This window comes from Shewanella septentrionalis (assembly GCF_025370265.1).
Classification (GTDB): domain Bacteria; phylum Pseudomonadota; class Gammaproteobacteria; order Enterobacterales; family Shewanellaceae; genus Shewanella; species Shewanella hafniensis.
Map to the genome: position 1 here is coordinate 98,436 of NZ_JAMTCC010000014.1, position 26,268 is coordinate 124,703.

22 protein-coding genes and 1 riboswitch are annotated in these 26,268 nt (G+C 47.3%); of the genes, 15 read left to right on the forward strand and 7 right to left on the reverse strand.

Features of this window, described 5'->3' with window-relative positions; all coding sequences use genetic code 11:
• Positions 1-388 precede the first annotated feature (388 nt).
• The 3 genes from NE536_RS10130 to NE536_RS10140 all read left to right on the forward strand — a co-directional run bounded on the left by NE536_RS10130 (position 389) and on the right by NE536_RS10140 (position 2,922).
• The gene (locus NE536_RS10130; RefSeq protein ID WP_261272612.1) at positions 389-682 is read left to right on the forward strand and encodes a YciI family protein; all 294 of its coding nucleotides are present in this window, start codon (positions 389-391) and stop codon (positions 680-682) included.
• A gap of 149 nt (positions 683-831) precedes the next feature.
• Positions 832-1,701 carry an alpha/beta fold hydrolase gene (locus tag NE536_RS10135; RefSeq protein WP_261272613.1) on the forward strand — a complete coding sequence of 290 codons (870 nt, stop codon included), beginning with the start codon at positions 832-834 and terminating at the stop codon, positions 1,699-1,701.
• Between the two features lie 213 nt (positions 1,702-1,914).
• Entirely contained in the window at positions 1,915-2,922 is a 1,008-nt protein-coding gene (locus tag NE536_RS10140) for a class I SAM-dependent rRNA methyltransferase (protein WP_261272614.1), read from the forward strand.
• Between the two features lie 85 nt (positions 2,923-3,007).
• Here NE536_RS10140 and NE536_RS10145 read toward each other — a convergent pair whose 3' ends face one another.
• The 3 genes from NE536_RS10145 to NE536_RS10155 form a co-directional block, all read right to left on the reverse strand.
• On the reverse strand, positions 3,008-3,457 hold the full coding sequence (locus NE536_RS10145) for a carboxymuconolactone decarboxylase family protein (protein WP_261272615.1): 450 nt from the start codon (positions 3,455-3,457) through the stop codon (positions 3,008-3,010).
• Positions 3,458-3,494: 37 nt separating this feature from the next.
• On the reverse strand, positions 3,495-4,409 hold the full coding sequence (locus NE536_RS10150; protein WP_261272616.1) for an AraC family transcriptional regulator: 915 nt from the start codon (positions 4,407-4,409) through the stop codon (positions 3,495-3,497).
• Between the two features lie 383 nt (positions 4,410-4,792).
• Positions 4,793-6,925: a glycoside hydrolase family 97 protein gene (locus NE536_RS10155; RefSeq protein ID WP_261272617.1), complete on the reverse strand. Its 2,133-nt coding sequence runs from the start codon at positions 6,923-6,925 to the stop codon at positions 4,793-4,795.
• A 268-nt stretch (positions 6,926-7,193) separates the two neighbouring features.
• Here NE536_RS10155 and NE536_RS10160 point away from each other — a divergent pair, with 268 nt between their 5' ends.
• The 3 genes from NE536_RS10160 (at position 7,194) to NE536_RS10170 (ending at position 9,546) form a co-directional block, all read left to right on the forward strand.
• Entirely contained in the window at positions 7,194-7,976 is a 783-nt protein-coding gene (locus NE536_RS10160; RefSeq protein WP_261272618.1) for a tRNA (adenine(22)-N(1))-methyltransferase, read from the forward strand.
• A 282-nt stretch (positions 7,977-8,258) separates the two neighbouring features.
• Positions 8,259-8,789: an NUDIX hydrolase gene (locus NE536_RS10165; protein WP_261272619.1), complete on the forward strand. Its 531-nt coding sequence runs from the start codon at positions 8,259-8,261 to the stop codon at positions 8,787-8,789.
• A gap of 193 nt (positions 8,790-8,982) precedes the next feature.
• Positions 8,983-9,546, forward strand: coding sequence for a tRNA-uridine aminocarboxypropyltransferase (locus tag NE536_RS10170; RefSeq protein WP_342455077.1), 564 nt, complete (start codon positions 8,983-8,985; stop codon positions 9,544-9,546).
• 55 nt (positions 9,547-9,601) lie between these two features.
• Here NE536_RS10170 and NE536_RS10175 read toward each other — a convergent pair whose 3' ends face one another.
• Positions 9,602-9,763 carry a pentapeptide repeat-containing protein gene (locus NE536_RS10175; protein ID WP_261272621.1) on the reverse strand — a complete coding sequence of 54 codons (162 nt, stop codon included), beginning with the start codon at positions 9,761-9,763 and terminating at the stop codon, positions 9,602-9,604.
• Positions 9,739-10,422: a PAQR family membrane homeostasis protein TrhA gene (trhA, locus tag NE536_RS10180; protein WP_259563411.1), complete on the reverse strand. Its 684-nt coding sequence runs from the start codon at positions 10,420-10,422 to the stop codon at positions 9,739-9,741. The genes NE536_RS10175 and trhA overlap by 25 nt, the downstream gene beginning before the upstream one ends.
• Positions 10,423-10,928: 506 nt before the next feature.
• Here trhA and NE536_RS10185 point away from each other — a divergent pair.
• From NE536_RS10185 to NE536_RS10220, 8 genes are all read left to right on the forward strand, one after another.
• Complete coding sequence (locus NE536_RS10185) at positions 10,929-12,248, forward strand: hypothetical protein (protein WP_261272622.1); 1,320 nt, start codon at positions 10,929-10,931, stop codon at positions 12,246-12,248.
• A 167-nt stretch (positions 12,249-12,415) separates the two neighbouring features.
• Positions 12,416-12,514, forward strand: a riboswitch (TPP riboswitch).
• A gap of 201 nt (positions 12,515-12,715) precedes the next feature.
• The gene (gene thiC / locus NE536_RS10190; RefSeq protein ID WP_261272623.1) at positions 12,716-14,839 is read left to right on the forward strand and encodes a phosphomethylpyrimidine synthase ThiC; all 2,124 of its coding nucleotides are present in this window, start codon (positions 12,716-12,718) and stop codon (positions 14,837-14,839) included.
• Between the two features lie 2 nt (positions 14,840-14,841).
• Entirely contained in the window at positions 14,842-17,622 is a 2,781-nt protein-coding gene (locus NE536_RS10195) for a ThiF family adenylyltransferase (protein ID WP_261272624.1), read from the forward strand.
• Between the two features lie 16 nt (positions 17,623-17,638).
• Positions 17,639-17,842 carry a sulfur carrier protein ThiS gene (thiS, locus tag NE536_RS10200; protein WP_006081758.1) on the forward strand — a complete coding sequence of 68 codons (204 nt, stop codon included), beginning with the start codon at positions 17,639-17,641 and terminating at the stop codon, positions 17,840-17,842.
• 1 nt (position 17,843) lies between these two features.
• Complete coding sequence (locus NE536_RS10205; protein WP_261272625.1) at positions 17,844-18,608, forward strand: thiazole synthase; 765 nt, start codon at positions 17,844-17,846, stop codon at positions 18,606-18,608.
• Positions 18,605-19,720, forward strand: a complete 1,116-nt coding sequence (gene thiH / locus NE536_RS10210; protein ID WP_259589841.1) for a 2-iminoacetate synthase ThiH — start codon at positions 18,605-18,607, stop codon at positions 19,718-19,720. Before NE536_RS10205 ends, thiH begins: the two co-directional genes overlap by 4 nt.
• A 102-nt stretch (positions 19,721-19,822) precedes the next feature.
• Complete coding sequence (locus NE536_RS10215) at positions 19,823-20,086, forward strand: hypothetical protein (RefSeq protein WP_006081755.1); 264 nt, start codon at positions 19,823-19,825, stop codon at positions 20,084-20,086.
• 5 nt (positions 20,087-20,091) lie between these two features.
• Positions 20,092-22,572, forward strand: coding sequence for a putative metalloprotease CJM1_0395 family protein (locus NE536_RS10220; protein WP_342455078.1), 2,481 nt, complete (start codon positions 20,092-20,094; stop codon positions 22,570-22,572).
• Positions 22,573-22,759: 187 nt separating this feature from the next.
• Here the strand turns inward: NE536_RS10220 and NE536_RS10225 are convergent, their stop codons facing one another.
• Both NE536_RS10225 and NE536_RS10230 read right to left on the reverse strand, forming a co-directional pair.
• On the reverse strand, positions 22,760-23,668 hold the full coding sequence (locus tag NE536_RS10225; protein ID WP_261272627.1) for a LysR family transcriptional regulator: 909 nt from the start codon (positions 23,666-23,668) through the stop codon (positions 22,760-22,762).
• 203 nt (positions 23,669-23,871) lie between these two features.
• Positions 23,872-25,734, reverse strand: a complete 1,863-nt coding sequence (locus NE536_RS10230; RefSeq protein ID WP_261272628.1) for a M3 family metallopeptidase — start codon at positions 25,732-25,734, stop codon at positions 23,872-23,874.
• A gap of 187 nt (positions 25,735-25,921) precedes the next feature.
• Here NE536_RS10230 and NE536_RS10235 point away from each other — a divergent pair.
• Positions 25,922-26,268: site-specific integrase (locus tag NE536_RS10235; RefSeq protein WP_261272629.1), on the forward strand; the 347-nt coding region annotated here is incomplete at its 3' end.

A 26,268-nucleotide genomic window follows, 5' to 3' on the forward strand; every position in this document is an offset into this window, starting at 1 on the left:
GGACTTAACACCTTAATGAAAACGAGTCAGTCCAAAAGAATGGCTCAAAGCCAGTCAGCAGAAAGAACTTAAGCCTGATAGTAATCCTTGTATATAACCCTATCAGAAACGACCTCACACATCTCAAACCCCACAAGCAGAGGGTGAAACGAGCGGATTTATAGTAGCCTTGCCTTGGTTTTAGGTACAACCGCTTACATACGTATTCATCATGGGTTGATAACCACACGTAAACAGAGGTGCAACCTGCTGTTGACTGTTTTTAACTTTGCTGGAGGCTAAGTTCATTTGACACTTGAGGACCGCACTATATATTAGGACCGCACTATATAGTCAGCGGGAAGAAACCTATTGTATAAGCCCCGACTTGCTGAATAAGAGGATACCTATGTTTGTTGTTTCGCTCACCTATAAAAAGCCGATTGCCGAAGTGGAGTTACATTTAGCCGCGCATATCGAATATCTTGATCAGTATTATGCCGCAGGGACTTTTATTGCCTCGGGTCGTAAAGTACCACGTACTGGCGGCGTCATCCTCGCGAAGGCAGAGAGTCGCGCGGCGCTAGAGGCCATTTTGCAGCAAGATCCGTTCTGCATTGCCGATGTTGCCGAGTTTGAGGTGATAGAGTTTGTGCCAACTAAAACGGCGCCTGGATTAGAGCAGTTGATTGAAGTGATTTAATGACCTTTTAAGGCCGTCGTAGAGACTGATATCGACAGGTTTGATTTCATCGCTAGATTTCGTAGCTTGAGCGTAAGGTGCCTAGCGGCTTAGATTGGTACGATTGAATCCGTTGAACTATAACAGTGGGACTCGATAAGTAGGATTTGATGGATCAAATTTGGACTGAATTACAACAGGCTAAGGTTTTTAAAACCTTTTCTGATACTGGTGAAAGCGTACATTTCTACCATGCCAATGGTTTTCCATTAGGTGTTTATGCGCCTTTATTGGCCAAGTTGCAGCAAGCCTTTAGCCTTAATTCACTCGAGTTAAGGCCGACATGGCCCGATGTAGGTTTGCCGCCTAAGCGCCGAGATTGGCAGCTATATGCCGATGATTTGATCTTGCATATTGAGCGGCATTGCAGTGCGCCAATTGTCGGAATGGGTCATTCGATGGGAGCAACCAGTACCATTCTTGCCGCTAACAAAAGACCCGATTTGTTTAAAGCACTGATACTTATTGAACCTGCAATGGTGTCGCGCCCTATCGCTTGGTTTGCCAAGTTAATGCCTAAATCATTAATGAATTTGACCGCGCCCGCCAAAAACACCTTAAAGAAGCGCGATGTGTGGGAAAGTCGTGAGCATTTCCTTGAATATTGCAAAATGAGTAAGCTATACAAACGCTTTGATGATGAGGCTTTTGCTGCCTTAGCCCAATTCGGGGTTTATCAACACAATGATGGCCAATTCACGTTGAAGTTTCCTAAACGGTGGGAAGCGCATAATTACACCCAGCCGCCGAATGTATTATCGATATTGCGGCAGATAAAGCTTCCCTGCGTCGCCATTCGAGGGAAACCGTCAGTGTTCTTTTCTGAAGCGACTTGGCAGCGTTGGCAACAGCTCACACCGAATACGGTATTTTTAGAAGATCAGCGATATGGGCATCTGTTGCCGTTAGAAGATCCCTCCGCCTGCTTAAGCCTTATCCATCAAGGACTCAGTGAATTGAATCGCAAACGGAAGGCATAAGTGAGTTTGAGCATGCATTGAGCCGTAACGACTAAAGCCAAAAAGTGTATGAACCCAATCAAGCTTGGTCGTTGTCCTACTATGCACTTTTTAAGGCCTGTTTTTCGCATTGGTAGGGTGAATTTATCCGATATTCTGAGTGCTAGTTTGCTATCATGCCGTTTTCCTTCTTGAAACCTTACGCAGGTTTCCGCTGCGCGAGTCCCGCTTTTTATGTCTATTCAAACGCTGTTATCGACGGCTCTGGCGAAACGCCATGATTTTTTACAACAAGCAGAACAGGATCAAACCGATTGTTTTCGGGTGTTCCATGGCACAGTCGAAGGCGTGAGTGGCTTGAATATCGACCGTTACGGCGATACTTGGCTAGTGCAGAGTTTTCATCAGACCTTAACCGACGAAGAGTTAGCCGATGTGAGTGCCGTTTTGCTGCAACAGGCCGATTTGCCGATTGTGTATAACGACCGCTCATTAGGCAATTCCCGCGTATTGAACGCGTTATCACCGTCACTGACAGAGATTGCGAGTGCTGAGCGAGTTATGCAGGAAAATGGCATCAAGTTCAGCACTAAACTGCGCCACGAAGGGCAAGATCCGCTGCTATTCCTCGATATGCGTATTGGCCGCGAATATGTGCGGGCAAATAGCCAAGATAAAACCGTGCTGAATTTGTTTTCCTACACCTGCGGCATTGGCACTGCGGCAGCCATCGGCGGTGCGACTCGGGTGATGAACGTCGATTTTTCTTCTTTTGCTTTAGCCACGGGCAAGGCGAATGCGGCGCTAAATCAGGTGTCCAATGTGTGTGAGTTTGTCCAGAGTGATGCGTTTCCGGCCCTGCGCCAATTAGCTGGTTTAAGTGTGGGAGGGCGCCGCAATCAAAAATTACCGAGCTACCCCAAATTACCGCAAACCCAGTTTGATCTCGTGTTCCTCGATCCACCGCGTTATGCCAAGAGTGCTTTCGGTATTGTCGATTTGATCAATGATTATCAAGGTTTATTTAAGCCTGCATTAATGGCGACTAAAGTCGGTGGCACTATCGTTTGCTGCAACAATGTGGCGAAAGTTGAGCGCCAAGCATGGTTTGACAGTTTAGTACGCTGCGTTGAAAAACAAGGCCGTACAGTCACAGCGCACACTTGGCTCGATCCCCATGAAGATTTCCCATCTTTCGATGACAATCATCCACTTAAAATTGTCGCGCTGACCTTAAGTTAACGACATAGCGATACGAACGGCATAGTGATACCAACAAACAGGGCACCGCATTAGGTGCCCTGTTTATTTGTCCATTTATGTGCCGCTAGATGGGGTGCAGGTGGAAGGCAATCGCGACGCGGTTCCAGCCATTAATGGCAATGATTAAGCTGGTGAGGTCGACAATTTCTTTCTCGGAATAATGCTCTGCAAGCGCCGCATACTGACTGTCATGCACGGGCGCAGTGGCAACTTGGGTTAAGATTTCTGTCCAGAGCAGCGCTGCACGTTCCCGTTCATTAAAGAGTCCATCGACCTCGTGCCAAGCGGCAAGTAAATCTAAACGCAGCTGTTCTTCACCGTCGCTTCTGGCTTCTTCTGCGTGCATTCGCTGACAAAACGCGCAGCCATTGAGTTGCGATGCTCTAAGCTTGACTAAATGCACCAGTAATGGCGAAAAGTGGGAGTCGCCGGCTGCTTTGTCTAAGCTTAACAGTGCGTTGGCGAGTGCGGGTTGTAGCTGATAAATTTGCTGGCGTGGTATACGTTCTGACATAAAAGCCTCCTATAAGCTGAGGCTTCAATCTAAGCGGTTAGCGCGACCTAGGATTGGAGATTTGCGACATTTTACGCTTTTTGTATTGCCCTGGCGTTTGCTGTGTCACCCGCACAAAGTGTTGATGTAGATGGGCTTGATCGTAAAATCCGCAATCGAATGCAACCTGCACTAGACTGAGGTTAGGTGATTGGCTGAGTAAGTTTCGGGCGACTTTGACTCGGTTTAATTGTAGTAACTGCGCCGGCGACAATCCGGTTTCTTGTTTAAATCTTCGTTCAAACTGGCGGCGACTTAAGGGCAGTTGTCCGTAGAAATCCTCTAAACTGGCTTGGGTTTGAATAAGCTTTGGTAAATTCGCCTGCACTAAGCCAACCATAGCGCTTTTATGTCGAGATAAGGCCGCATCAAATTGCCGCTGGTTGAGTTGCAATAGCCAATGCTCAAGTAATGCGATGCGTCGGGCTGGTTGATTCGTTTCCGCCAGTTGCGATAACAGTTGAGCCAATCCTGTTAGCTGCAATTGCGTCGCATCAATAGCCATCACTGATGTGGCAGACTGAATATCTTGCAGTTCAATGCCGAGTAAATGAAACGCGCCGCCGGGGTAAAAGCGAACTGTCAGCAGCTCGATTCCTGGCAAAAAGGCGTGGGAATGTCGGCTCTGACCACAATGAAACAACACTTGAGGTTCGTCGCCGCTGAGCGTTTGAGTTAGTGTTGGCGTTGGGAAATAGAAATGTAGGCTAGTGCCGCCGTCTGGATAAAATGTCTGCTCAATGCTCTGCGGTAAATCAGTCGCTACGCGCAAATGAAAGTAGCGCTGCACCCAAGGGCGAAGTGGCGCTAAGGGTTGAAAATGGCTAAAGCCTAAGTGCGCGAGTTCAGTCTCGAAACGCTTAAAGCTGCGCATTTCTAATAAATTTGCCCTATATCGCACGCTGAATACCATAAGCAAGTAAAGGAATGTCAGATTAATCTAACTGAAGTATTTTTGCACCTGTGTTGATTGTACGCATTCGCCTTGGACTGGCATGGTCTGTCTACGATGTGGGTGAGTTTGTGAGGGCATTAACAGGCTGTTTATTCGGTTTATAGCAATTTGTCGGCCAATGAGCACGAACTGAATTTAGGCCAACATCAACTAAGGTGCCTCGACTCTGGTTAACTTTTACGTTTTGTATTGGGATAAACAGGTCCTATCTGGCAATAAAAAGTCACCAGGGACAAGGTGCATCCTGGGTGACTTTCTGCTTTTTACTCTGTATTTTTTGCACTCGCTCAAACACTCAGTTAACGCGCTAACGTTAACATGCTGAATTTAAAGTGCTAAACCTAAAGTACTTTGAATCTGATTGCCGTGCCGCCACTGCTAGCGAGTGCGAGGTTTAGACTATCCTTAGCGCTCACTTCTTTGGTTTCAATCACATAATCATAGGGATTGGTTTTCCAATCGGCGTTTGCGCCATCGCGGTAAATCTGCGCTTGATAACGTTTCTTGGGATCGAGGAAATCCAGTTTGACCGTGACCTTGCGCGCGGTTTCATCCGTGAGTGCACCTAAATACCAATCACCTTGATCCTTCGCTTGGCGGGCAAAGACCACATAGTCACCGACTTCACCGGCAAGTGCGACACTCTGATACCAATCCGTGGGCACATCGCGGATAAATTGGAAGGCATCTAAGTGCTTTTCATAATTGCGCGGTAAGTCTGCTGCCATTTGGATTGGGCTATAGAGCACAACGTACAGGGCGAGCTGTTTGGTCAAGGTGGTTTGCACACGGTTTTGCGCATCCAACCCCTTAGGCGCTAAGTCAAAAATCCCCGGAGTAAAGTCCATTGGACCCGCGAGCATACGGGTAAAGGGTAACATGGCCGTATGTTCAGGGCTGTTTGGTGGGCTACCCCAAGCATTGTACTCTTGGCCGCGGGCACCTTCGCGGGCGATCCAGTTCGGATAGGTTCGGCGTAGGCCCGTGTCTTTAATGGGCTCGTGACTATTGATGCTGATATGGTGTTTCGCCGCTTCAGTGACGCTGTGCAGATACTCGCCCACCATAAACTGGCCGTCGTGCCACTCGTGACGGGTAATGCCTTTGTCATCGATACGCTTGATTTGGCCACCATCAGCGACATAGCCCGTCTTGACTTGGGTCACACCGTGCTTCTCATACAGGGCAAAGGCATTTGCCATTTGATCGCGATAATGGGTAACAGAGCCTGCGGTTTCGTGGTGGCCGATTAAACGCACCCCTTTTTTCGCGCCGTAGGCTGTGATGGCGGGCAGATCGAAATCGGCATAGGCCTTAGTAAAGCTAAATTGATCGCCATTATGGAACCAGTCACCGTCCCAACCTTCATTCCAACCTTCTACCAATACACCATCAAACTGATATTTAGCGGCGAAATCCATGTAGCGTTCGGTTTCGCTGGTGGTGGCGCCGTGGGTTGGGCCCGAACCCCAAGTATTTTCATTTAAGTGCATTCCCCACCAAATACCGACGTATTTCCCCGGTTTTACCCAAGCAACATCGCCGAGTTTATTGGGCTCATTGAGGTTAAGGATAAGGTGCGAATTGAGCAGCCCAGTCGCGTTGTCGGCAATTTGAATGGTGCGCCACGGCGTATAAAAGCCCACTTGAGTTTTGACGCGAATGCCATCGGACCAAGGCGTGAGATCGGCCTTAAGCTTTCCATCGCGCTGCTGATCTAAGGTCATGGCGGCAAAGTCCACCAAGGCGGCCTCGTGAATACTTAAGTGCGTACCGTTCGCGAGTTTAAAGGTGAAGGGCGTGTGGACTCTATCGACTTCTTTCAGCGCTGTGGTGCGATACAAATATTCGTAGCGATTCCAGCCACGGGCAGGGATCCACCATGCTGTGGCTTTATCGGCTTGACCGACATTGAACTCGGTTAACTCGTCTGTGATTAAGAGCGGCGAATTCGCGGGCAGGGCGGCTTGTTCGGCTAAGTGATAGCGAAAGCCAATACCATCGTCAAAGGCTTTAAACTCGACTTCGAGTTGCACCTTGCCGTTGCTTAATACTGCGGTCAGTTGATTGTGCTGATCGCGGATCCATTCCTGTTCGCCCCAAGGTTGTTGCCACTTGTCATCGGCACTCTTTTTATCGCTACTGTTAATCTGCAATCCTTGACCGAGTTCACCAAGGGATTGAAAAACTAAGCCTAAGCGGCTCGGTTCTATGACTGTCTTGCCGTGAAAATCGATTTTATATTCGGGGCGGCCTGTATCGTCACTCAAGCTGATTTGAATTTGTTGGTTGGGTGAGCTGACGGTAACGGTTTTGGCAAATACGTTGGCACTAAAGAGACTAGTGACCGCAAAAGCGATAAGTGTAGGGCTCAATAGCGCTTGCGATCGCTTTTGGCATGATGAGCTCTGGCGAGCGTGACTCTTTGTTAAGTGACGGCCAGTAAACTGAATAGGGTTGGTCTTGATGAACATTCCTTGATCCTTGTTTTTATAATGAATGTGACTCACAGCATACTAGTGGCGATGGCTTTTTAACCGCAACGGCCTGCATACGTATTCACCACATTAAGGCGTGACGTAACAGAAGTGACGAGAAGCATTGCGAGGGCACGAACAAAAGATGTGGTTTGCTTTTGACTCGGGTAGAATGCGCGCTTTTATTTTTGCTTAAAAATGCAATTTAGCGTGGGATTTACAGTGGGATTTACAGTATTTGGAGCCGCAGCAGTAAGGTCAAACCGTGAAAATTAGCCAACGTTTACAACAGATAAACAGCATGATCAGTGATCATTACGACCATATTTGGGATTGCTGCTGCGATCATGGTTTGCTCGGTATGCTGTTGCTAGAAAGGAGCGCTGCCCGCCATGTACACTTTGTCGATTGTGTGCCTTCGCTGATGCAGGCGCTTGAACTGCGTTTGCTGCGTTTCTTCCCCGCTGACATATCAGGCCTAAATTCACACTTAGATCCAAACTTAGATCCACACTTAAACCTAGACATAGAGCCAAATTTAAGTCGTGATACTCAGTGGCAAGTACATTGCCTTGATGTTGCGGCTTTACCGCTCGCGCAAACCAGTGACAAGGATAAACAGTTGATTATCATCGCTGGCGTGGGCGGTGAACTGCTGGTGGACTTAGTGCGGGCAATTCTAGCCCAGCACCCACAGCGGCACCTCGAATTTATTTTGTGTCCCGTGCATCATAATTACTATGTCAGGCAATCACTCACTGCCTTAGGGCTAGGGCTTAAGTCGGAACATTTATTGGAAGAGAATCAACGTTTCTACGAAATCCTCAATGTCAGTACTATCGCGGCTCCAAATGGTCGGTCTATCAGTGCTACGGGTTCGTTAATGTGGCAGATGCTAGATGAAGCAAGTTTGCGACGAGCGCAGCGTTATTTGTCGCAGGTGATTGGTCATTACCAACGCATGCCCACGCATAAGCAAACACCAGCGATTATTGATGCCTATCAGCAGCAATTGGCCCTGCTCTTGAGTGAACATGGGGGGGCATAAGTGAGCTTGAGTCTTTTTGCTGCTTGGGAATTACGCTGAGAACCTAAGAAGAGCAGCTACGATGAGAATCAAGCGAAGGAGAGGATCGCATCGCGATCTCGTTGTAATATTATGGGTAAAATGATTTTGGCATAAACCGTTAACAATCAATCTGTAATCGTTAAAATCTATTAACCACTCGGACTGGACTGAATGTGACTTTTACCTCTGCTACAGTTTTTGATCTGCATTTGGCACATTTTCGTTTATGCTGCGACTCCTTTTCGGCAAATGGCTACGACTATGCGTTTATTGAGAACCACCCAAGATCCAGCGGTTAACCTACAGACGGCACGCGTTTTTTATCGCAGAGCTGCCCGCGCGATAGTGTTATCGGGTGAAGACATTTTGCTGTTGTATACCCAAAAATATCGCGATTACAGCTTACCCGGCGGCGGAATTGACGACGGCGAGAGCCTTGAAGACGGGCTGATCCGCGAGCTACAGGAAGAAACCGGCGCCCTAGACATTCAAGTGTTAGCCCCCTTTGGTCGTTACGAAGAGTTTCGGCCTTGGTATCGTGAAGGGGCGAACGTAGTGCACATGGAGTCATTCTGTTACGTGTGCCGTATCGACACCGCACTGGGCAAGCGTGGTTTAGGTGAGACTCGATTAGAAGCCCATGAGATAAAAAATGGCATGCGGCCTGAATGGCTCAATATTCATCAAGCTATCGCCCATAATGAAGATATTCAGCGCAATCATCCACATAAAGGCCAATCAATAGAGCGTGAAACTTTTCTGCTAAAACAGATAGTGTTGGAATGTTTGTAAGTTTTATCACTTTCAAATCATGTGTTTAATATATGATTTTATTTCACACATAACTGAGTGAGCAGGGTTTGGTTAGCGATTAAACGTCGTTATTTCAACGTGCTCTTTTAAGCTGATACTGCTTCGAGCCTGTTCCTAACATCGCTAGATGTTTAATTTTATTTCTCATTCTTTTGCCGCAGCAAGGAAGGCAATGCAGATTATTTTATTGACCCACGAACGCGAGTTAACCCGCAAAACGAATACTGGCCAACTCGCGTTAGCCGCATTCCCTGAAGAGGTGAAAAGCATCGTCTGGTCGAGAACTGCACCTGATAACGATTTAGTGGCTATGTTGGCATCGCAGCAGGCTAAACTGTTGTTTCCAGCAAGCGATACTGAGCCCGCTGTGCCCATTGATCATAATGCCTTAGATACGGTTTTAGCTGAGCCAGTGCTCTCGAACGCACAAATGTTGTTAGCGGCAGCGCAATCTACAGTCATAGCAGCACAGCGAATGCCTAACCAAGTGGTGATTTTAGATGCAACCTGGCAGGAGGCGCGTAAGATGCTCCGCCAGAGCCCCTATCTTAAAACGGCTGCACGAGTCAGTTTGCCGCCACTTATGCCTGAATCCGCCTTTATATTGCGGCGTAATCAGCAAGAAGGGGGCTTGTGCACTGCAGAATGTATTATTGCGCTTTGGCGCCAGTGTGGTAGAGCAGAACAAGCGACGCTATTAGCGTCGCTATTTACTGAATTGAATAGCCGTACTTGATTGCGATGTTTGAGAGAGAGTTCGAGGAAGTGCTTAAATAGATAATTAACGACTTTTAGTTTTGACCCACAGATAAATCACCATCTGTTAAGTCATAGTCATTTAAATTAGAGCCAGTTAAATCGCCATCAGTTAAATCATAGCCATTTAAATTAGAGCTAGTTAAATCACCATCAGGTAAATCATAGCCATTTAAATAACAGTCAGATAAATACACAGAAAGTGACTCATGGCACCGCCAAGCACGAACAAATGCCAAATGGCATGGTTAAATGGAATGCGTTTCCCGACGTAGAACACAACACCTAAAGTGTAAAATAATCCGCCTAAGATCAATAGATTAAAACCTAACTCCGACATGGCCGCCGTTAAATCGCCCATCACAGTGACACATAGCCAGCCCATGGCGAGATACAAGACTAAGCTTAACTTTTTGAATTTGTGAATAAATAGCGTTTTAAATAAGATCCCACCAATCGCAAGCGACCAAATCGCTGTTAAAATCACTATCGATTGCGTCCCCTGTAGGCTTATCAGCATCAAAGGTGTGTAAGTTCCTGCAATCAAGCAGTAAATTGCGCAGTGATCGGCGATCTTAAGTTTATGTTTCCAGCCTGAATGGCTAACGCTGTGGTATAAGGTCGAGCATAGAAAAAGCACTATGATGCTCGCACCATAAATGGCAACGCCTGTTAGTTGAATTGTCGTTAGATGATCTTGCCCTTTGAGTAACATCAGTACTAATGCCACTATGCCTGCGATGACGCCTAAGCCATGGGATACGCTATTAGCGATCTCTTCTTTAATACTATACGGCCCAGACTTAGCAGGGATTTTAGCTGGGTTTTGTTGTTCGATAACACTTTGACTCGACATGGTAGATACACACTCGCAAACGATAATGGCTAAGTCTATCAGTTAGGAAAATAAATCACCATATTTAAGCGTACACTTGTAAGCTTAAGTGTGTGGCTGGCTTCTATTGTTTTCGCCCTTTAGATTTTTAACGCCGTCTTGTATTCCCGTCAGCGTATCGCATTGATGATGTTATCCGCTTTAAGACGTAAGAGTTAGCAAGCATTTTCCCATCAATTTAGCGCGATTGTGATCTCAATTCCCAGCCTTATTTGTCTCGACTGACAAGTGTCTTACTAAGCATTAGCGTAAGCACTGCGCTTGTAACGTGTTGCATTCGCGTTGAACTTTACCCTGTTTGCCTCCTCTAATCTGCGTTGAGCACTCGCAAGTAAATGCAATCATTGGATAATTCTCTTTCAATATTCAGCAACTCGATATTGGATTGATATTGGATTTGAGTGTAATTGTTCCACGTTAAGCATCATCGAAATCAATTGAGACTACACAAAACCTAAGGATGGATTTTGCCTTTTCAACGTCAACCCAAAGCCGTGCCTTTATTGACAGTATCTCCTACAGCAATAGCGATTGGAGATGATACTGATAGTGCTTTGCTTTTTTCGGTCACATCGCCAGAAGGCGAGACTTTTATTGCATTTGATCATCACTTCGTTGATCTAGATGCTGCTCAAACGCCAGTTTTTACCACTGCTGCCGAGCCGTCAGCGTTCAATCGCGGTGCAGGCCGTTTAGTCACTGAGCATGACACTCAAGCTATAGACCAAGAGCAAGCCCAAGATTTAGTACTGCAAGAAATCCATGCTGAACATCAAGATCAACATCAAGATAAATTGGTTGCTGAATCTGAATCCAAACCTGAACTGCCTAGGACAATACAAACCCGTGCTCAAGGATTGGGGTTACGTACTCGTCAGCCGTATTTCAAAGGATTAAGTCTGTTATTTTTTGTGCTCTTAGTGCATGCGTGTTTATTTTTACTTATCTGTATTTTGTGGCGCCCACAGTTAAATCCCTTTGGATTAACAGAAACTGAAAGCCGGGGCCCTAAAGTGACGGCGCTCAAAGCTTACTTTATTTATGCTCCCGCAGTAGAGAAGGCTGAAAGCGCTGCGCTAGAAACAGAGAGCAAGGCCGAGGATAAGACTGAGATGACAAGTTCTGTTACGCCTACAATTGTTCCCACGCCTGCAACTCAAGTTAAGCCTATGCCAATATTTGAAAAGGTCGTGCCTGAAAAAGTAGATCAGGGAAAAGTGAAGCCAGATACGGTTAAACCGGACATCACTCAATCAAGCCAATCTCAATCAAGTGCCCAAAGTGAAGTACAGTCCGCGGAAGTGACGGCAAAAAAACCAACTAATACGCTTGATACCACAGAAATAAAGCCGCAGCTTGGCACTAAGAGTTCGCCCGCAGCAGAAGGTGAGAGCACAATAGCGACAAGCTCAAGCATGAGTTTATTCACCCAGCAATATTTTGAACGTCAGCGCGAGCAAGCGCTCGATGATCTCGTCATTGAACAGGCCGATAAATTCACCCGGAAATCGAATATGAGTGAAATGAGCCCTGAGATGGAAGTGTTATTTGTCCCTAACGCCGATGATTTCGGTGGCACAACGAGTCTAGATTTACCCTTAGACCCAAATCGTATTGTGCGTATAGGGGATACTTGTTATCGCGTCGTCCGTCTGGGGACACAAATTAATCCTAACGCCGAAAATTTAGGTTTTCCCATTAACTGCAGTGGCAAAAAAATCAATCAAGCTATTGATGATGCCATTCAATCTCGATTAAATAAAATGATGCTCAAACCCCATAAATAGTGACTTTCTTTTATGATCTATTTTCATGCTAATTATAGATTTTTTAGTTTAATTTAATTTAATCAATTAAAAACAATAAATTATGAATCTTTATTTTGGATTGGTAGTTAAGGTTTTTAATTGCTTTTTTCCTTGTTTGTTGCTGCCGCTTCTGTCTATACTGCGCACTCATCTTGTCGGAGTGCCTCTTGGCTGAGACCGTTTATTCGGGATCCGTTGAACCTGATCAGGTTAAAACCTGCGAAGGAAACAAGCGTAATAACACACATTAAATCGCAAAAATAGACGGCTTGAACACCTGTTTACTCAGCAGTGTTTTAAGCCTTAATGTTTAGATTTAATTGTTATTGAGCAGGGTAACTCAATTTTTGAAGCCAGTGTTGGCCACAAAAGTTGATTGCCATGTCCAGCTATCAACAACTCAATTCTCCAGACAAGCAACTCCATTTTTTAACGTGAGATTGCTTATGTCCAGTTCAAACCAAAACCCAGCTGTAGCTGCCAATGCGACAGAAATCACAGCGCCAGAATCGACAATCCCTAATAAATCGACAATGCCTAATAAATCGGCTGAGTCTAGTCAATCAATCGTGCCTAAGGCGCCGAGTCGCCGCGAAACCCGCGCGCAGGCCCAAGCCTTTATCGATACGTTAGCGCCACTGCAACATCCTAATTCACAAAAGATTTATCTCGAAGGTTCAAGTGCCGATATTCGCGTTGGCATGCGACACATTCTGCAGACTGACACGCTGGTGGGCGGAACAGATGATGCGCCTATCATGGAGAAAAATCCGCCAATCCGAGTGTACGATTGCGCCGGACCTTATTCCGATCCTGAGGCCGACATCAATGTGCGTCTAGGCCTTGGTAAATTAAGACAAAACTGGATCCTAGCCCGCAACGATACAGAGCAATTACCCTGTGCGACCTCAGACTTTACCCAACAAAGACTCGCCGATGATGGTTTAGACCATCTGCGTTTTGAGGCAGGCTCGAGTGCCATTGTCCGCCCACGCAGAGCGCTGCAGGGCAAGCGAGTCAGTCAATTACACTATGCCCGTCAAGGGATTATCACTCCCGAAATGGAATATGTGGCGATCCGCGAGAACATGGCACTTGCCGAAGTACAGGATGAAATCCTCAATCGTAAAGCCAAGGGCGAAGCTTTTGGTGCCTTAGTCGGCGAACCGATTACCGCCGAATTTGTCCGCGCTGAAGTCGCCCGTGGCCGCGCGATTATTCCGCTGAATATTAACCATCCCGAAGCCGAACCTATGATCATAGGGCGTAATTTTCTGGTGAAAGTGAACGCCAATATTGGTAATTCTGCGGTGACGTCATCCATCGAGGAAGAAGTGGAAAAGCTCGTCTGGTCAACCCGTTGGGGTGCAGATACGGTAATGGATTTATCCACGGGTCGTTATATCCACGAGACCCGCGAATGGATCATCCGCAACTCGCCAGTGCCCATTGGCACAGTGCCGATTTATCAAGCGCTGGAGAAAGTGAACGGCGTGGCAGAAGATTTAACCTGGGAAGTGTTCCGCGATACCTTGATTGAACAAGCGGAGCAAGGTGTTGATTACTTTACGATTCATGCTGGTGTGTTACTTCGTTATGTACCGATGACGGCTAAACGCGTTACCGGGATCGTTTCCCGCGGCGGTTCAATCATGGCCAAATGGTGCCTGAGTCACCACAAGGAAAACTTCCTCTATAGCCATTTTCGTGAGATCTGTGAGCTTTGCGTCGCCTACGATGTATCCCTGTCTTTAGGTGATGGTATGCGTCCAGGCTCAATTGCCGACGCCAATGATGCTGCCCAGTTTGCAGAGCTTGAAACCTTAGGTGAGCTAGTCAAAATCGCGTGGGAATACGATGTACAAACCATTATCGAAGGGCCGGGACATATCCCGATGCAGCTCATTAAAGAGAACATGGACAAGCAGTTAGCTCACTGCGATGAAGCACCGTTTTACACCCTTGGCCCGCAAATCACCGATATCGCACCTGGGTATGATCATTTCACCTCCGGCATAGGCGCGGCCATGATTGCTTGGTACGGCTGCGCTATGTTGTGTTATGTCACGCCAAAAGAACACTTAGGATTACCGAATAAACAAGATGTTAAGCAAGGTTTGATTGCTTATAAGATTGCCGCCCACGCCGCCGATGTGGCGAAAGGTCATCCAAGTGCGCAAATTCGTGATAATGCGCTGGCAAAGGCGCGGTTTGAATTCCGCTGGGAAGATCAATATAACTTAGGACTCGATCCTGAAACCGCACGTGCTTATCACGATGAATCCTTACCGCAGGAATCCGCTAAAGTCGCGCATTTTTGCTCTATGTGCGGCCCTAAATTTTGTTCGATGAAAATCACCCAAGATGTGCGCGCCTATGCCGCTGGCTTAGAGGCGGCACAAGCGAAGGCGGAGCAAGTTGAAGCGGCAGCCCAAGCCATGCAAGTCACAATCAAGACGCCGCAGGAGTTGGAAGCGGCAATGGCGCTAAAATCGGCACAATTTGCTGCCTCGGGCGCCGAGATCTATCACGTGAAAGACAAGCTTGTCGCCGAAGCTGAGGAAGCCTAATTATGTTGGGTATTCATGGGGATAATGCGCCCATGAATACCGAGCGTCCCGCGTTTGTTTGGACCATAGCTGGTTCAGACAGTGGCGGCGGTGCCGGTATTCAGGCGGACTTAGCGACAATTCAAGATTTGGGCTGTCACGGTTGCAGTGTGGTCACCACAGTGACGGCGCAAAGTTCTGTGACGGTCACTTTAGTCGAGCCCGTATCAGCGGCGATGTTAATGGCTCAGCTGACGACTTTACTTTCCGACTTACCACCCAAAGCAATTAAAATCGGCTTACTGGCAGATCAAACTCAAGTGGCATTGCTGGCAGATTGGATCGCGAGTTTTAAAATCCACTATCCATCTGTGCCTGTGATTGTCGATCCTGTGATGGTCGCCAGTTGTGGCGATGCATTAGCAGTCGATAACTGTCAGGATATAAAAAGTGCGGCTAAATCAGCCTTAGATTTTAGGCCTTTCAAAGGTTTAATCGAACTTATCACGCCCAATGTGCTTGAACTTGGGCGATTAACTCACAGTGATGTTTCAACGAAAGCGCAATTCGCTGCTGCTGCACTGGCTTTATCTCAGAGTCTTGATTGCAGTGTGCTCGCCAAAGGGGGCGATGTAAGCTTTGGCAGCTCTGACATTCTTGCTGATACTCATGCTCAAACTCACGCTAACGCTCTTGATACCGCTTACAAGAGTAATGGCTGGGATCTTGAGCTTGCCGAGGATTATCTAGTTTGTCGTCAAGTGCGCGCGAGCTCTGAGCTGCATCAAAATGGGCGCTTCTGGTTAGCCAGCCAACGGGTTAATACCCGCCATAATCATGGGAGCGGCTGCACTTTGTCATCGGCCATTGCCGCTGTGTTAGCGCAGGGTTTTGTATTGCAAGATGCGGTGGTGGTTGCCAAAGCCTATGTGAGTCAAGGCTTAAGCGCGGCGATTGGTTTAGGGCAAGGTCCAGGGCCGTTGGCCCGTACGGGTTGGCCTAATAACTTGTCCCGCTATGCCAAGATAAATCTGTGTGATGGCAATTTTATTCGTCATCACCTCAATCGACATCTTGATGTTAGAAGTGATTTAGTTGCAACAGTTTTATCCGCAACAGCTCAGGCAACCGCTCAGGTAAGAATAGCCTCGACGCCACCTCAAAATATTTTATCCCACTGTTTTAAAGTGCTCGATGCCGATCTTGGTGTTTACCCCGTAGTGAATGACTTAACCATGCTGGAAAGTTTGTTAGCTGCGGGCGTTAAAACCGTGCAGTTACGGATCAAAACTGACATCAGCGAGTTAACTAGTTCAGCGCCAGTCGAATTTGATTTAGGCAAGTCTGCGCTAGATAGATGTGAGTCAGGCAAATCTAAGTCAGGTGAACCTGAGTTAATTGGCTCCGAATTAGAAGCACAAATTCAAACAGCCATTGCCTTAGGCAAGCATTTTAATGCACAGCTTTTTATTAATGATCACTGGCAGTTAGCGATAAAATACCATGCCTTCGGGGTACATTTAGGCCAAGAAGATCTCGCCGTTACTGACTTAGCGGCCATTCAAGCCGCGGGGCTCGCGCTAGGCATATCGAGCCACAGTTATTTCGAGTTGCTATTGGCGCACCAATACTCGCCATCCTACATAGCGCTTGGGCATATATTCCCAACCACGACGAAGCAAATGCCTTCGGCGCCCCAAGGGCTTGCAAAACTTAAACGCTATGTCGCACTGTTCCAAGACCATTATCCCTTGGTCGCTATTGGCGGCATCGACTTAGATAATTTAGCAAAGGTGAAAGCCACTGGTGTGGCCAATATTGCTGTGGTGCGGGCAATAACCGAGGCTCAGGATCCAGTCGCGGCGTTTGCAGTGCTTAGCCAAGCTTGGGAGCCATATTTGGGTGCTAAGTGCATGCCAAATATGAGCACAAATAAACCGCTTTATCATGGCGAGACGGTCAGTGGCAAAACACTTAGCGATGCCGATTTTATGCTTTATTCCCGGCAAGTCTTACTTCCAGAAGTGGGTGAGGCAGGGCAATTACAACTGGCCGATGCCAACGTTGTTATTGTAGGGCTTGGCGGCTTAGGCCAATTGGCGGCGCAGTATCTGGCTCGCGCAGGTATTGGTTGCTTGACCTTAATCGACATGGATAAGGTTGAAATATCAAATCTGCCAAGACAATTATTATTCAGCGATGGCGATATCGGGCTCAATAAGGCGCGAGTTGCCAAGCAAAAGCTCAATGACTTAGCGCCGCAGTGCACTGTGACTGCCCATGAAACAGCATTTAATACAGAAACTGCGGCTCATCACTTCGCTGATATTCTAGAGGCGAAACAACAGGGTAAAAGAATACTTGTGCTTGACTGCACCGATAATTTTGCGACTCGCCAAGCCATTAATCGCAGCTGTATCGAAGCGGCTTTACCTTTAGTCAGCGCGTCAATCGCAGCATTTAGCGGCCAATTGTTCGCGGTCGACCAAATGCTGTTCCCCTCTGGTGGTTGTTATCACTGTATTTTCCCCGCACAGACGAGAGTGTCGCAGAGCTGCAGTACCCAAGGCGTACTCGGGCCGAGCGTGGGCGTGATGGCGTCAATGCAATCTTTGGTGGCCATGAAACTCTTGCTGAATATGGATAGATGTGATGAATCGAAAAGTGCCTTGTTGGGGCGTTTTTGGCGCTTCGACGCTAAATCACTTTCATGGACAGCGGCGACATTAACGCGGGATCCCCATTGTGACGTATGTGGTCCAAAAGAGGTTTGTTTATCATCCGATAAGCCCAGCAAAATATAAAGTATGGAGGTTTGATATGATTTTAATTCACATAAATAATGTCCCGCAGCCATTAACGGAACCGACTTCACTCGCGGCGGTGATCCTCGCGCAAGATATAGCCCTCGATTCGGTCGCTATCGTGTTGAATGCAGAGGTGGTTCCGCGTAATCGCTGGCAATCGATTCTCTGCCAACATGAAGATAAATTGGAACTTTTTTCAGCTGTAGCGGGAGGCTAGTATGTTAACGATTGCCGATGTGGAGTTTGAATCACGGTTATTTACCGGAACGGGAAAATTCAGCAATAGCCAAGTGATGCTTGAGGCGATAACGGCTTCAAAATCTCAGTTAGTGACAGTTGCGATGAAAAGAATTGATTTTAGAATGGGGCTTGATGATTTACTCACGCCGTTACGTCAAGCGGGTGTCCGGCTATTGCCTAACACTTCGGGGGCGAGAAACGCCAAGGAAGCAGTGTTTGCGGCTGAGCTTGCCCGTGAAATGCTGGGAACTCATTGGATTAAGCTCGAAATCCACCCAGATCCTAAGTACCTAATGCCCGATGCGATTGAAACCTTAGAGGCGGCTAGAATCCTCTGTGAGAAAGGCTTTATCGTATTGCCTTACGTGCATGCCGATCCTGTGCTGTGCCGTCGTTTAGCAGAAGTGGGCTGCGCCGCGGTTATGCCACTGGCGAGTCCGATTGGCAGTAATCAGGGTTTAGTCACTGAAAGCTTTTTAAAAATCATCATAGAGCAGGCGCGGGTGCCAGTGGTGATCGATGCCGGTATTGGCGCGCCTTCACAGGCTGCGCGGGCAATGGAGCTGGGCGCCGATGCGGTGCTCGTTAACACCGCCATCGCTAGCAGTGCGTCGCCGATAGTGATGGCCGAGTGCTTTAAAGAGGCGGTGCAATGCGGTAGACGGGCCTTTGAAGCTGGGCTTGGCCGAGTACAAACGGGCGCGGTACATACCAGTCCTCTGACGGGATTTTTAAACCAATGAGTTTTGTAGCGGAATTTGCCAAGATCCCACGGGATAAACTGTTACTCGATTTGTATTCTTGCACTGCCCAGGATGTTGAGCGGGCGTTAGTGAGTCCAGCAGGGGATTTACGTAGCTTACTGGCCTTGTTATCACCTGCGGCTGAACCTTATATAGAAACCATGGCACAACGTTCAGCGGCGCTTACGCGGCAGCGATTTGGCGCGAATCTGGGTATGTATTTACCGCTATACGTCTCGAATCTGTGCGCTAATGATTGTGATTACTGTGGCTTTAGCATGAGTAACAAACTCAAACGCAAGACCTTGAATGAGCTGGAGTTGATGGCCGAAATGGCCATTATCAAAGATAGGGGCTTCGATTCTGTTTTGCTGGTGTCGGGTGAGCATGAAACTAAGGTCGGCATCGATTATTTCAAGCAAATGTTGCCGCTGGTAAAGCAGCAATTTAGCCATTTGGCGATGGAGGTCCAGCCCATGAGTGAGGACCATTATCGCCAGTTAGTCGCGCTAGGTTTAGATGCTGTGATGATTTATCAGGAGACCTATCAGCCCGAAACTTATGCTCGTCACCATTCTCGAGGTAAAAAAATGGATTTTGCCTATCGTTTAGCAACACCGGACAGAGTTGCGGCGGCGGGCGTCGATAAAATTGGTCTTGGGGTTTTATTAGGGCTGGATGATTGGCGTTTAGATGCGTTAATGATGGGATATCATCTCGACTATTTAGAGCGACGCTATTGGCGCACCCGCTTTAGTATTTCGCTACCAAGGTTACGACCTTGTACTGGCGGGATCACCCCAAAAGTCATGCTATCGGATCTAGGTTTAGTGCAAATGATTTGTGCATTTAGACTTTTTAATCAACAGCTTGATATCAGCATGTCGACAAGAGAAAGTCCTGAGCTGAGGGATAATCTTTTGCCACTTGGGATCACTCAAATCAGTGCGGGCAGTTCGACACAACCGGGAGGCTATCAAGCGCCTGACAGTCAACTCGATCAATTTGAGATAAGCGATGATCGCAGTGTCGAGCAAGTTATCGAACAGATGCAACGGCAGGGTTTTAATCCCGTATTTAAGGATTGGGAAGCTAATTGGATCACAGGATAAATCTGGCCGTAAATAAATGCTGAGAATGCGGATAAAATCTGTACTTTTGCACGTTACTGGTCAATAATTGACCCATTAATCACAGCATGCAGGAATACCGTTATGCAAATCCAATCTGCTTATTCATCCGGTCTGCAAGGCTTGCAAAGTGCTCAATCTGGGCTTACTCAAGCAACAATAGATGTGGCTAAACCTACACAGACGCAAAGTGCGACTCCGGCTGAGCCTGCTAGAGATGTTGCCCAGCCCGATAAAACCTCGGCACTATTGGCGGCAAATGAGTCATTAAGACAAGGTGAAGCCTCTACAGAGGTGATTGAAACTGATTCAGAAACGATAGGTTCGATCATTAACATTAAGGTGTAAACATCATGTCAGTAGTGGCGCTATCACCTCAGGTTGGAGCGCCATCCTCTTCATTTTCGGCACATGATAAGACGCTAAGCACTGATTTAAGCCAAAGTCACAGTCAAAGCAAGACTCACGCTAATAGCACTTATCAAGGAGTCAGCACTCAAGCAGGCTCCGCAAAACTTGAAGCGAGTGGTGCCTATGAACCACATTTTACTGGAACCTCAACCGCTCCGGTTAAAGTTTCGGCTATTGCTCCATTAGTAACTTACGTTTCTCAATCTCTCCACTCATCACCGAATGTATCTTTTAACGCAAGTTCTTCGGCTGATAGTTCATTGCAATCGAGCGCTCAAACATTTTCTGCAATGCCTGCAGCTATATCATCAACGCCTTTATTCAGCGATACAAATACCGCGACACCCATAAGTTCAAATGTCGCAGGTATTGATGCTTTAAAAGCGCCGCTTGCAATTGCGGATGTTACGCCTGTACTACCACCTGCGTTCAATGGCGCAAGTCAAGCACTAAAGGCCAATCCTTTTGCTGAATCAAGGCCGCAGGTTGCTCTTCCTCAAACCAATGCTCCTCAAGCAAATGTTGCTCAAGTCAATGGGTTAAAAGATCGGGCAAGTTTGCATGCGGATGCCAGTTTTAGCTTGTTAACGGGGCCAAGGTCCATTTCTGGTGTACGTGGGGGACAAATTGCTACACCTGTGTCGACTCCTGCATTGTCATCAATCACGAGTGCTACAGGAACTAGCCTTGGCGCAAACGCCTTATCTACAATAAGTCCGAGTCTTAGTGTCACGAGCAGTATTGCCGCTGATATTTTTACGCCTACGAGTTCATCAATTAATACGACTGGCACAGAGCCTTCCGCTTTTAATCCAACGAATACGGGCAGTGTTTCTCCCATAACGCCTGATTTAGCCGCAGTGTTTGGGCCACAAACTGTTTTTACTGGCGCTGCGGTAGTTGACTCCTCCACCTCTAACTCGGCAGGTAACAGCTCTGTAAATAACACTTCTGTAAATAACAGTTCTGGAAATATAAGTAGTAATAGTTCAGCAGCGAGTACAGTGACTGTTGAGCAGTCAAACGCTGCACAAGCAGTAGATCAATCCGCTCGCAATGAAGTGGCTCAACCGACAGTGTTGGAACAATTTACTCAGGTTTTCGGTGACGCTAAGGCTCAAGTTAGTCAGGTAGAAGATCCTGCTATAGCGTCTAACCCCGATGATCGCCAGCAAGCCTTAGCCGCTGTTTTTGCTAAAAATGATAATCAGCTTGAAAAGCAAGCACAGGAAGAAGCGTCGCAGAAACAGCAAGCTGTGGCAGCAGAACAAGCAAAGCAACAACAGTCACAAGCGCAATCACAGGCACAGCAAGCTCAGGAACAAGAGATACAAGCCCAAGAAAAAGCGCAGGCACAGCAGCAACAACAGCTCGACTCACTTAAAGCCAGAGATTCTGAGGTTAAAGCCCATGAACATGCCCATGCCACGGTCGGCGGGCAATACGCTCAGAGTCCGAGTTTTAAGTATGAGAAGGGTGCCGATGGCCAACGTTATGCCACCGATGGTGAAGTGCAGATTGATGTTTCTGCTGTCGGAGGCGATCCACTCGCAACGATAAACAAAATGAAACAAGTGTACGCGGCGGCAATGGCTCCGGTTGATCCTTCTTCTGCGGATATTCGCGTTGCCGCTGAAGCCTTGCAAAAAATGAATGAAGCAAAGCTAAAGCTTGCTGAAGAGCGACAACAACAAATTGTTGACTTGCAAACGACTCAAACATTAATAGGCGCCGATGCGCTGATTAAAGCGCTACCGCCGTTACAAGAACACACACCCTTAGTTACGGGTGCGGTCGACGAATCAGGCAATATCGCTCAGCCCCAAAGTGCCGTCTCAACACCAGTCTCAGATGCAGTTGACAAGCTCATTCAAAGGGTTGAAGCGCAGACGGCCAAAACTACTGTGACGACTGACACAAGTTCTGGTATTAGTTCGGAAACTCAGTCTAATACCTCGAGTACTAGCGGCTCAGTCAATACGTCAACGACAGTGGAAACCATTGAGCCGCCGACTGCAACCTTAGCATTTGGAGAAGCATCAAGTACTGTGAATTTAGCGACCCGTTTTATTCCAAGACCCGATAGCACTGCAAGTCGTTATTATGCCGCGGTTGCACAAGCCAGTATTGGGCCTTCAGTCCGCGTTGACGTAACGCCGCAAGCCGATATGCAGCCTTCTAATCTCGCCCCTGTAAATGAGCTGCCTAATCATGCGCAATCCGCTACTGTTCTGCCAATTCTGGCCGCAAAAGATACCAGCAAGATAAACGAGCCGCCATCAAGTTTCAGTGCGAGCGAAAATCGTAGTGCGTCACTGCAGAGTGAGTCAAGTGCTGAAGATAATGCATCGCAAGGAGCAGGATTTATTCAGCCGCAATACTTGGGCAAGCACCCAGCGCGCTATGTTGACTTTAGTGTGTAAGGTTAGGCTTAACTATGCCCATTCTGCTGTTCATTCTCTTTTTTGATGCTACCTTTCTGTATTTATTCTTTCGCACTAAGCACTAAGCACTAAGCACTAAGCACTAAGCACTAAGCACTAAGCACTAAGCACTAAGCACTAAGCGTCTTGCTCACTCAAATTGAGAACTCGTTTGGTTATCTTGCTATTAATTGCTATTCGTCGGTTCAATTCCATGTTGTTGTAAAATCAATGAGGCAAGCAGTTTGGATGCTGGTCCTTGTTGATCCCTATTGGGGATCACTAGGCTCAACATGATGCGACGTTTTTGACTGCCCTCAAGATGTAAACGCACTAACTTGCCGGAAGCTAATTCTTCTTGGACTAAAAAAGACGGGATCCAACAGAAGCCAATACCTTGGTTAAGAATGACTTTTGCCTCGTGGAAGTTAGAAACGGTCCAGCGCTGCTCAGCTTTGAGCCAGCCTATGTCGATATTGGATTGCACGCCGGTATCTTTGATCACTAACTGTAAATACTGTGCCAGTAGCTTATCGTCTTCAATCGAACCTAAGTCAGCGAGTGGGTGACTTGGATAACAAACGAGGTAGAGTTCTTGTTCACATAAAGGCTCGGATAAATACCCTTTGGGCGGCACCCCTGCACAGATAGCAATATCGACTTTACTCTGCAGAATGAGCTCTTGGGTGCCGGTGATCACTGAGTCCAGCATGATGATGCGAGTGCCACGGCTGTGGGGCAGAAACGCATTGAGGGCACACACTAAGCTTTCCATCGGATAGATTATTTCACGGGCAATCGTGAGTGTCGGCTCCCACCCTTGCTCGAGATTACTCGCGAGCTGTTCTAACTCGTTGACGGCTTGGGTGACATGCCGTGAGCGGCGCAGCAGTACTTCGCCTTGCTGGGTGAGATAGGCTTTACGGCCTTTGACTTCGAGTAGTTCAATACCTAATTGATGCTGTAATTTGGCAACCGCATGGTTGAGTGACGATTGACTCTTGTTGAGTTTTTCGGCCGCTTGGGCATAGCCGCCAAAATCGACGACCGCTTGCAAAATACGCCATTGTTCTAAGGTAGATTTAGCTCGAGTCATTATAATCTCAAAAAAACGATAGATTGAGGCTTATAGTGGCCACTTCTTACGACTTTTTCAATTAAATATCATAGAGTCAATCATTCTCACGACATACTGCTAGCTATGTCGCGCTAAGTGATTGAGGTGTTCGAGAGGCGAATCATGACGATTAACTGTGTTTGCGCCCGAGCGAGTCACAAACACAGCTTATGCATTCACTTTTAAAACGCACAAGAACCTGTGGCGTTGAAAGCTTGATTGTCAGAATTACCAGTATGCTCCGAAGCGGCGCTATTGGAGATCCTTTGGATCAGCGAAGCGCTATCAACGGGCGCACCAATGATTGCATTCAATTGTTTACTTAGGTTTAAAGCGTCTTCATTGACGACTAACAAATTAAATAATTGAAGTTTGTCTTGGCAGCCTAATGTGGCTTGATCAATCAGCTGGGCTAACGATACTTGCCAGAGCGATTGGTAGTAGAGCGGACCTTCGTTGGCGATAGCATTGAAGCTGTAGGGATAATCCTTGGTTTGCGGCCAATTTTGGCCGAAGCTAGCACTAAACTCTGCACCGAGATCCGGATAGACTTGTGAATTTACATCTTGATAAAAGTTGACTGCAACCTTAGCGCGAAAGACTTTGAGCTGTTTCGAATAAGCTTTAGCCAGTGTTTCACGCTCTTGTAAATAGCTTTGCTCAAATTGCGGAAAGAGTTGATGGCGCAGCACTTCAGCTAACCAGAGACTCGCCACAAAATGGCTATCCTGACTCTGCCCCATGGCATTGTTGAGGTAGAAATGGCTCGCTTTAGCAAGGGAAGTCACTGCTTCTGCGATGGATTCGGTTAACTGTTCAATGTCTTTGTAGTTACTCAGCCGCGGCTTAAGATCCAACGCCTGTTGTCCAAATTGCTGGCCGAGTACACTTTGGCGCAATGTCTGCTGTTGACTACTTTGCTGTGGATTTTGGTTGTACGCCACATAGATTTCACCCAACAATCTTTGCTGGTGGTAGACCCTGACAATATGCGGCCGATTAGGATCGGTTGGTGTTTTCTCGGCGTTGGCGGTTGCAATGGTCTCAAACTGCAAACCAAACACTTGCAGATAAGTAATGCTGCGACTCAAGACGTCTGAGGTTTGCCATGTGGGGCCCTTGGCTGATGCTTGTTGTGACAGGGTACGTCCAATATCCCAGGGAGCCACTTGCAAATCTTGGGTTTGGCTATCGAGAAAGGCTTTGACCAACTCAGGGGATGATAACTGCTGCGAATTAAGCGCTAATGCGCTGTAATCGGCAAAGCCTGCCGCTGTGGCGGCTTGTTGGCGCTGCTCTGCAATTCGCTGTAATGCCGTTTGATTGGTTTCACTCGCTCTGGCTTGGTATGCCTGCCATACATTTTGGCGACATACGGCGTTTTCCTGTGTCAGTAAGTAGCTGACGATAGTGCCCGAAAAATCGCTTTGCTTTGCACTACTGCGCTTCGGCTCGTCACTTTTATCCTCTTCTTTATGCAGATGATGTTGCTGCTGAGTCGCTTCGGGTTGGCATTGGCTGTCATTGAAGGCAAGACTAAATTGTTGGCTGCCTAACCCTTGGCCTATGCTGGCCTGCGCCGTATGCAGTTTCGCTTTTTCCTCGGCGCTCCAATGCTGTTGTAGCAATTGTTTAAGCTGTTGGCTCAGCAGTATTTGTTCTGCATTGCCTTGGGCTAAGGCGTAGGCGAGTTGGCTCAATTCAGTTTGGCTGAGAAGTTGCGACAGGGTGTCGGCGAGGTGTAGCTGGCATTGCAGTAGACCCTCGCGTTCCTCACTTGGTAAGTTAAACCCACGGTAATAGTTGAGCCTGTCGTTGATATTATTAAGCCCTAACATCTGTTGCTCAAAAATAAGCGCGCGCTGGGCCAAGGTTAATTCAGACGCAGTTAAACGCGCATTGGCGAACACAGTCGCAAGATCAATACTTGGCAAACGCAGGCATTGTTCAACTAAAAGGGGAACAGGGCTTGGCGCCGCATAGGCGGCATTCGTAACATAAAGGCTCAAGCCAAACAGGCTAACCAGTAAAGTGGGTTTTAACATGGGTTATGTGTTCTGCATCAGTGATGGAATGAGTTAACTTTGACTTAGTATCCAATTGAGTTAGCTTCAAGTCATTGTTGAACGAAGCCGCTTTGCGGCAGGAACAAGATAAAGCCATCCTTTTGCCCCTCATCCTAAATACTTGCTAGACGCGACCTGCTTCGGTCGCAAACCTAGGAGTATCATCATGGACATTCACGAACAACAACGCTTTGATTTACTTTATGAACAACATCTTACCAACTTAACCTTGCAAGGCAAGCGGCCTGCAACCATTGATGCCTATAGCCGAGCTATACGCCGTATTGCGGCATATTTTGACTGCTGCCCCGATACCCTGACCTCCGATGATTTAAAGCGCTATTTTGCCGACTTAATTGCCTCACATTCATGGAGCACCGTCAAACTCGACCGTAACGGCTTGCAGTTTTTCTACTTTCACGTCCTCAATAAATCTTGGCAGTGGCTTAATATTGTTAAGCCTCCACAGGTGAAACACCTGCCCGATATCCTGACGCCCTGCGAAGTCGCGAT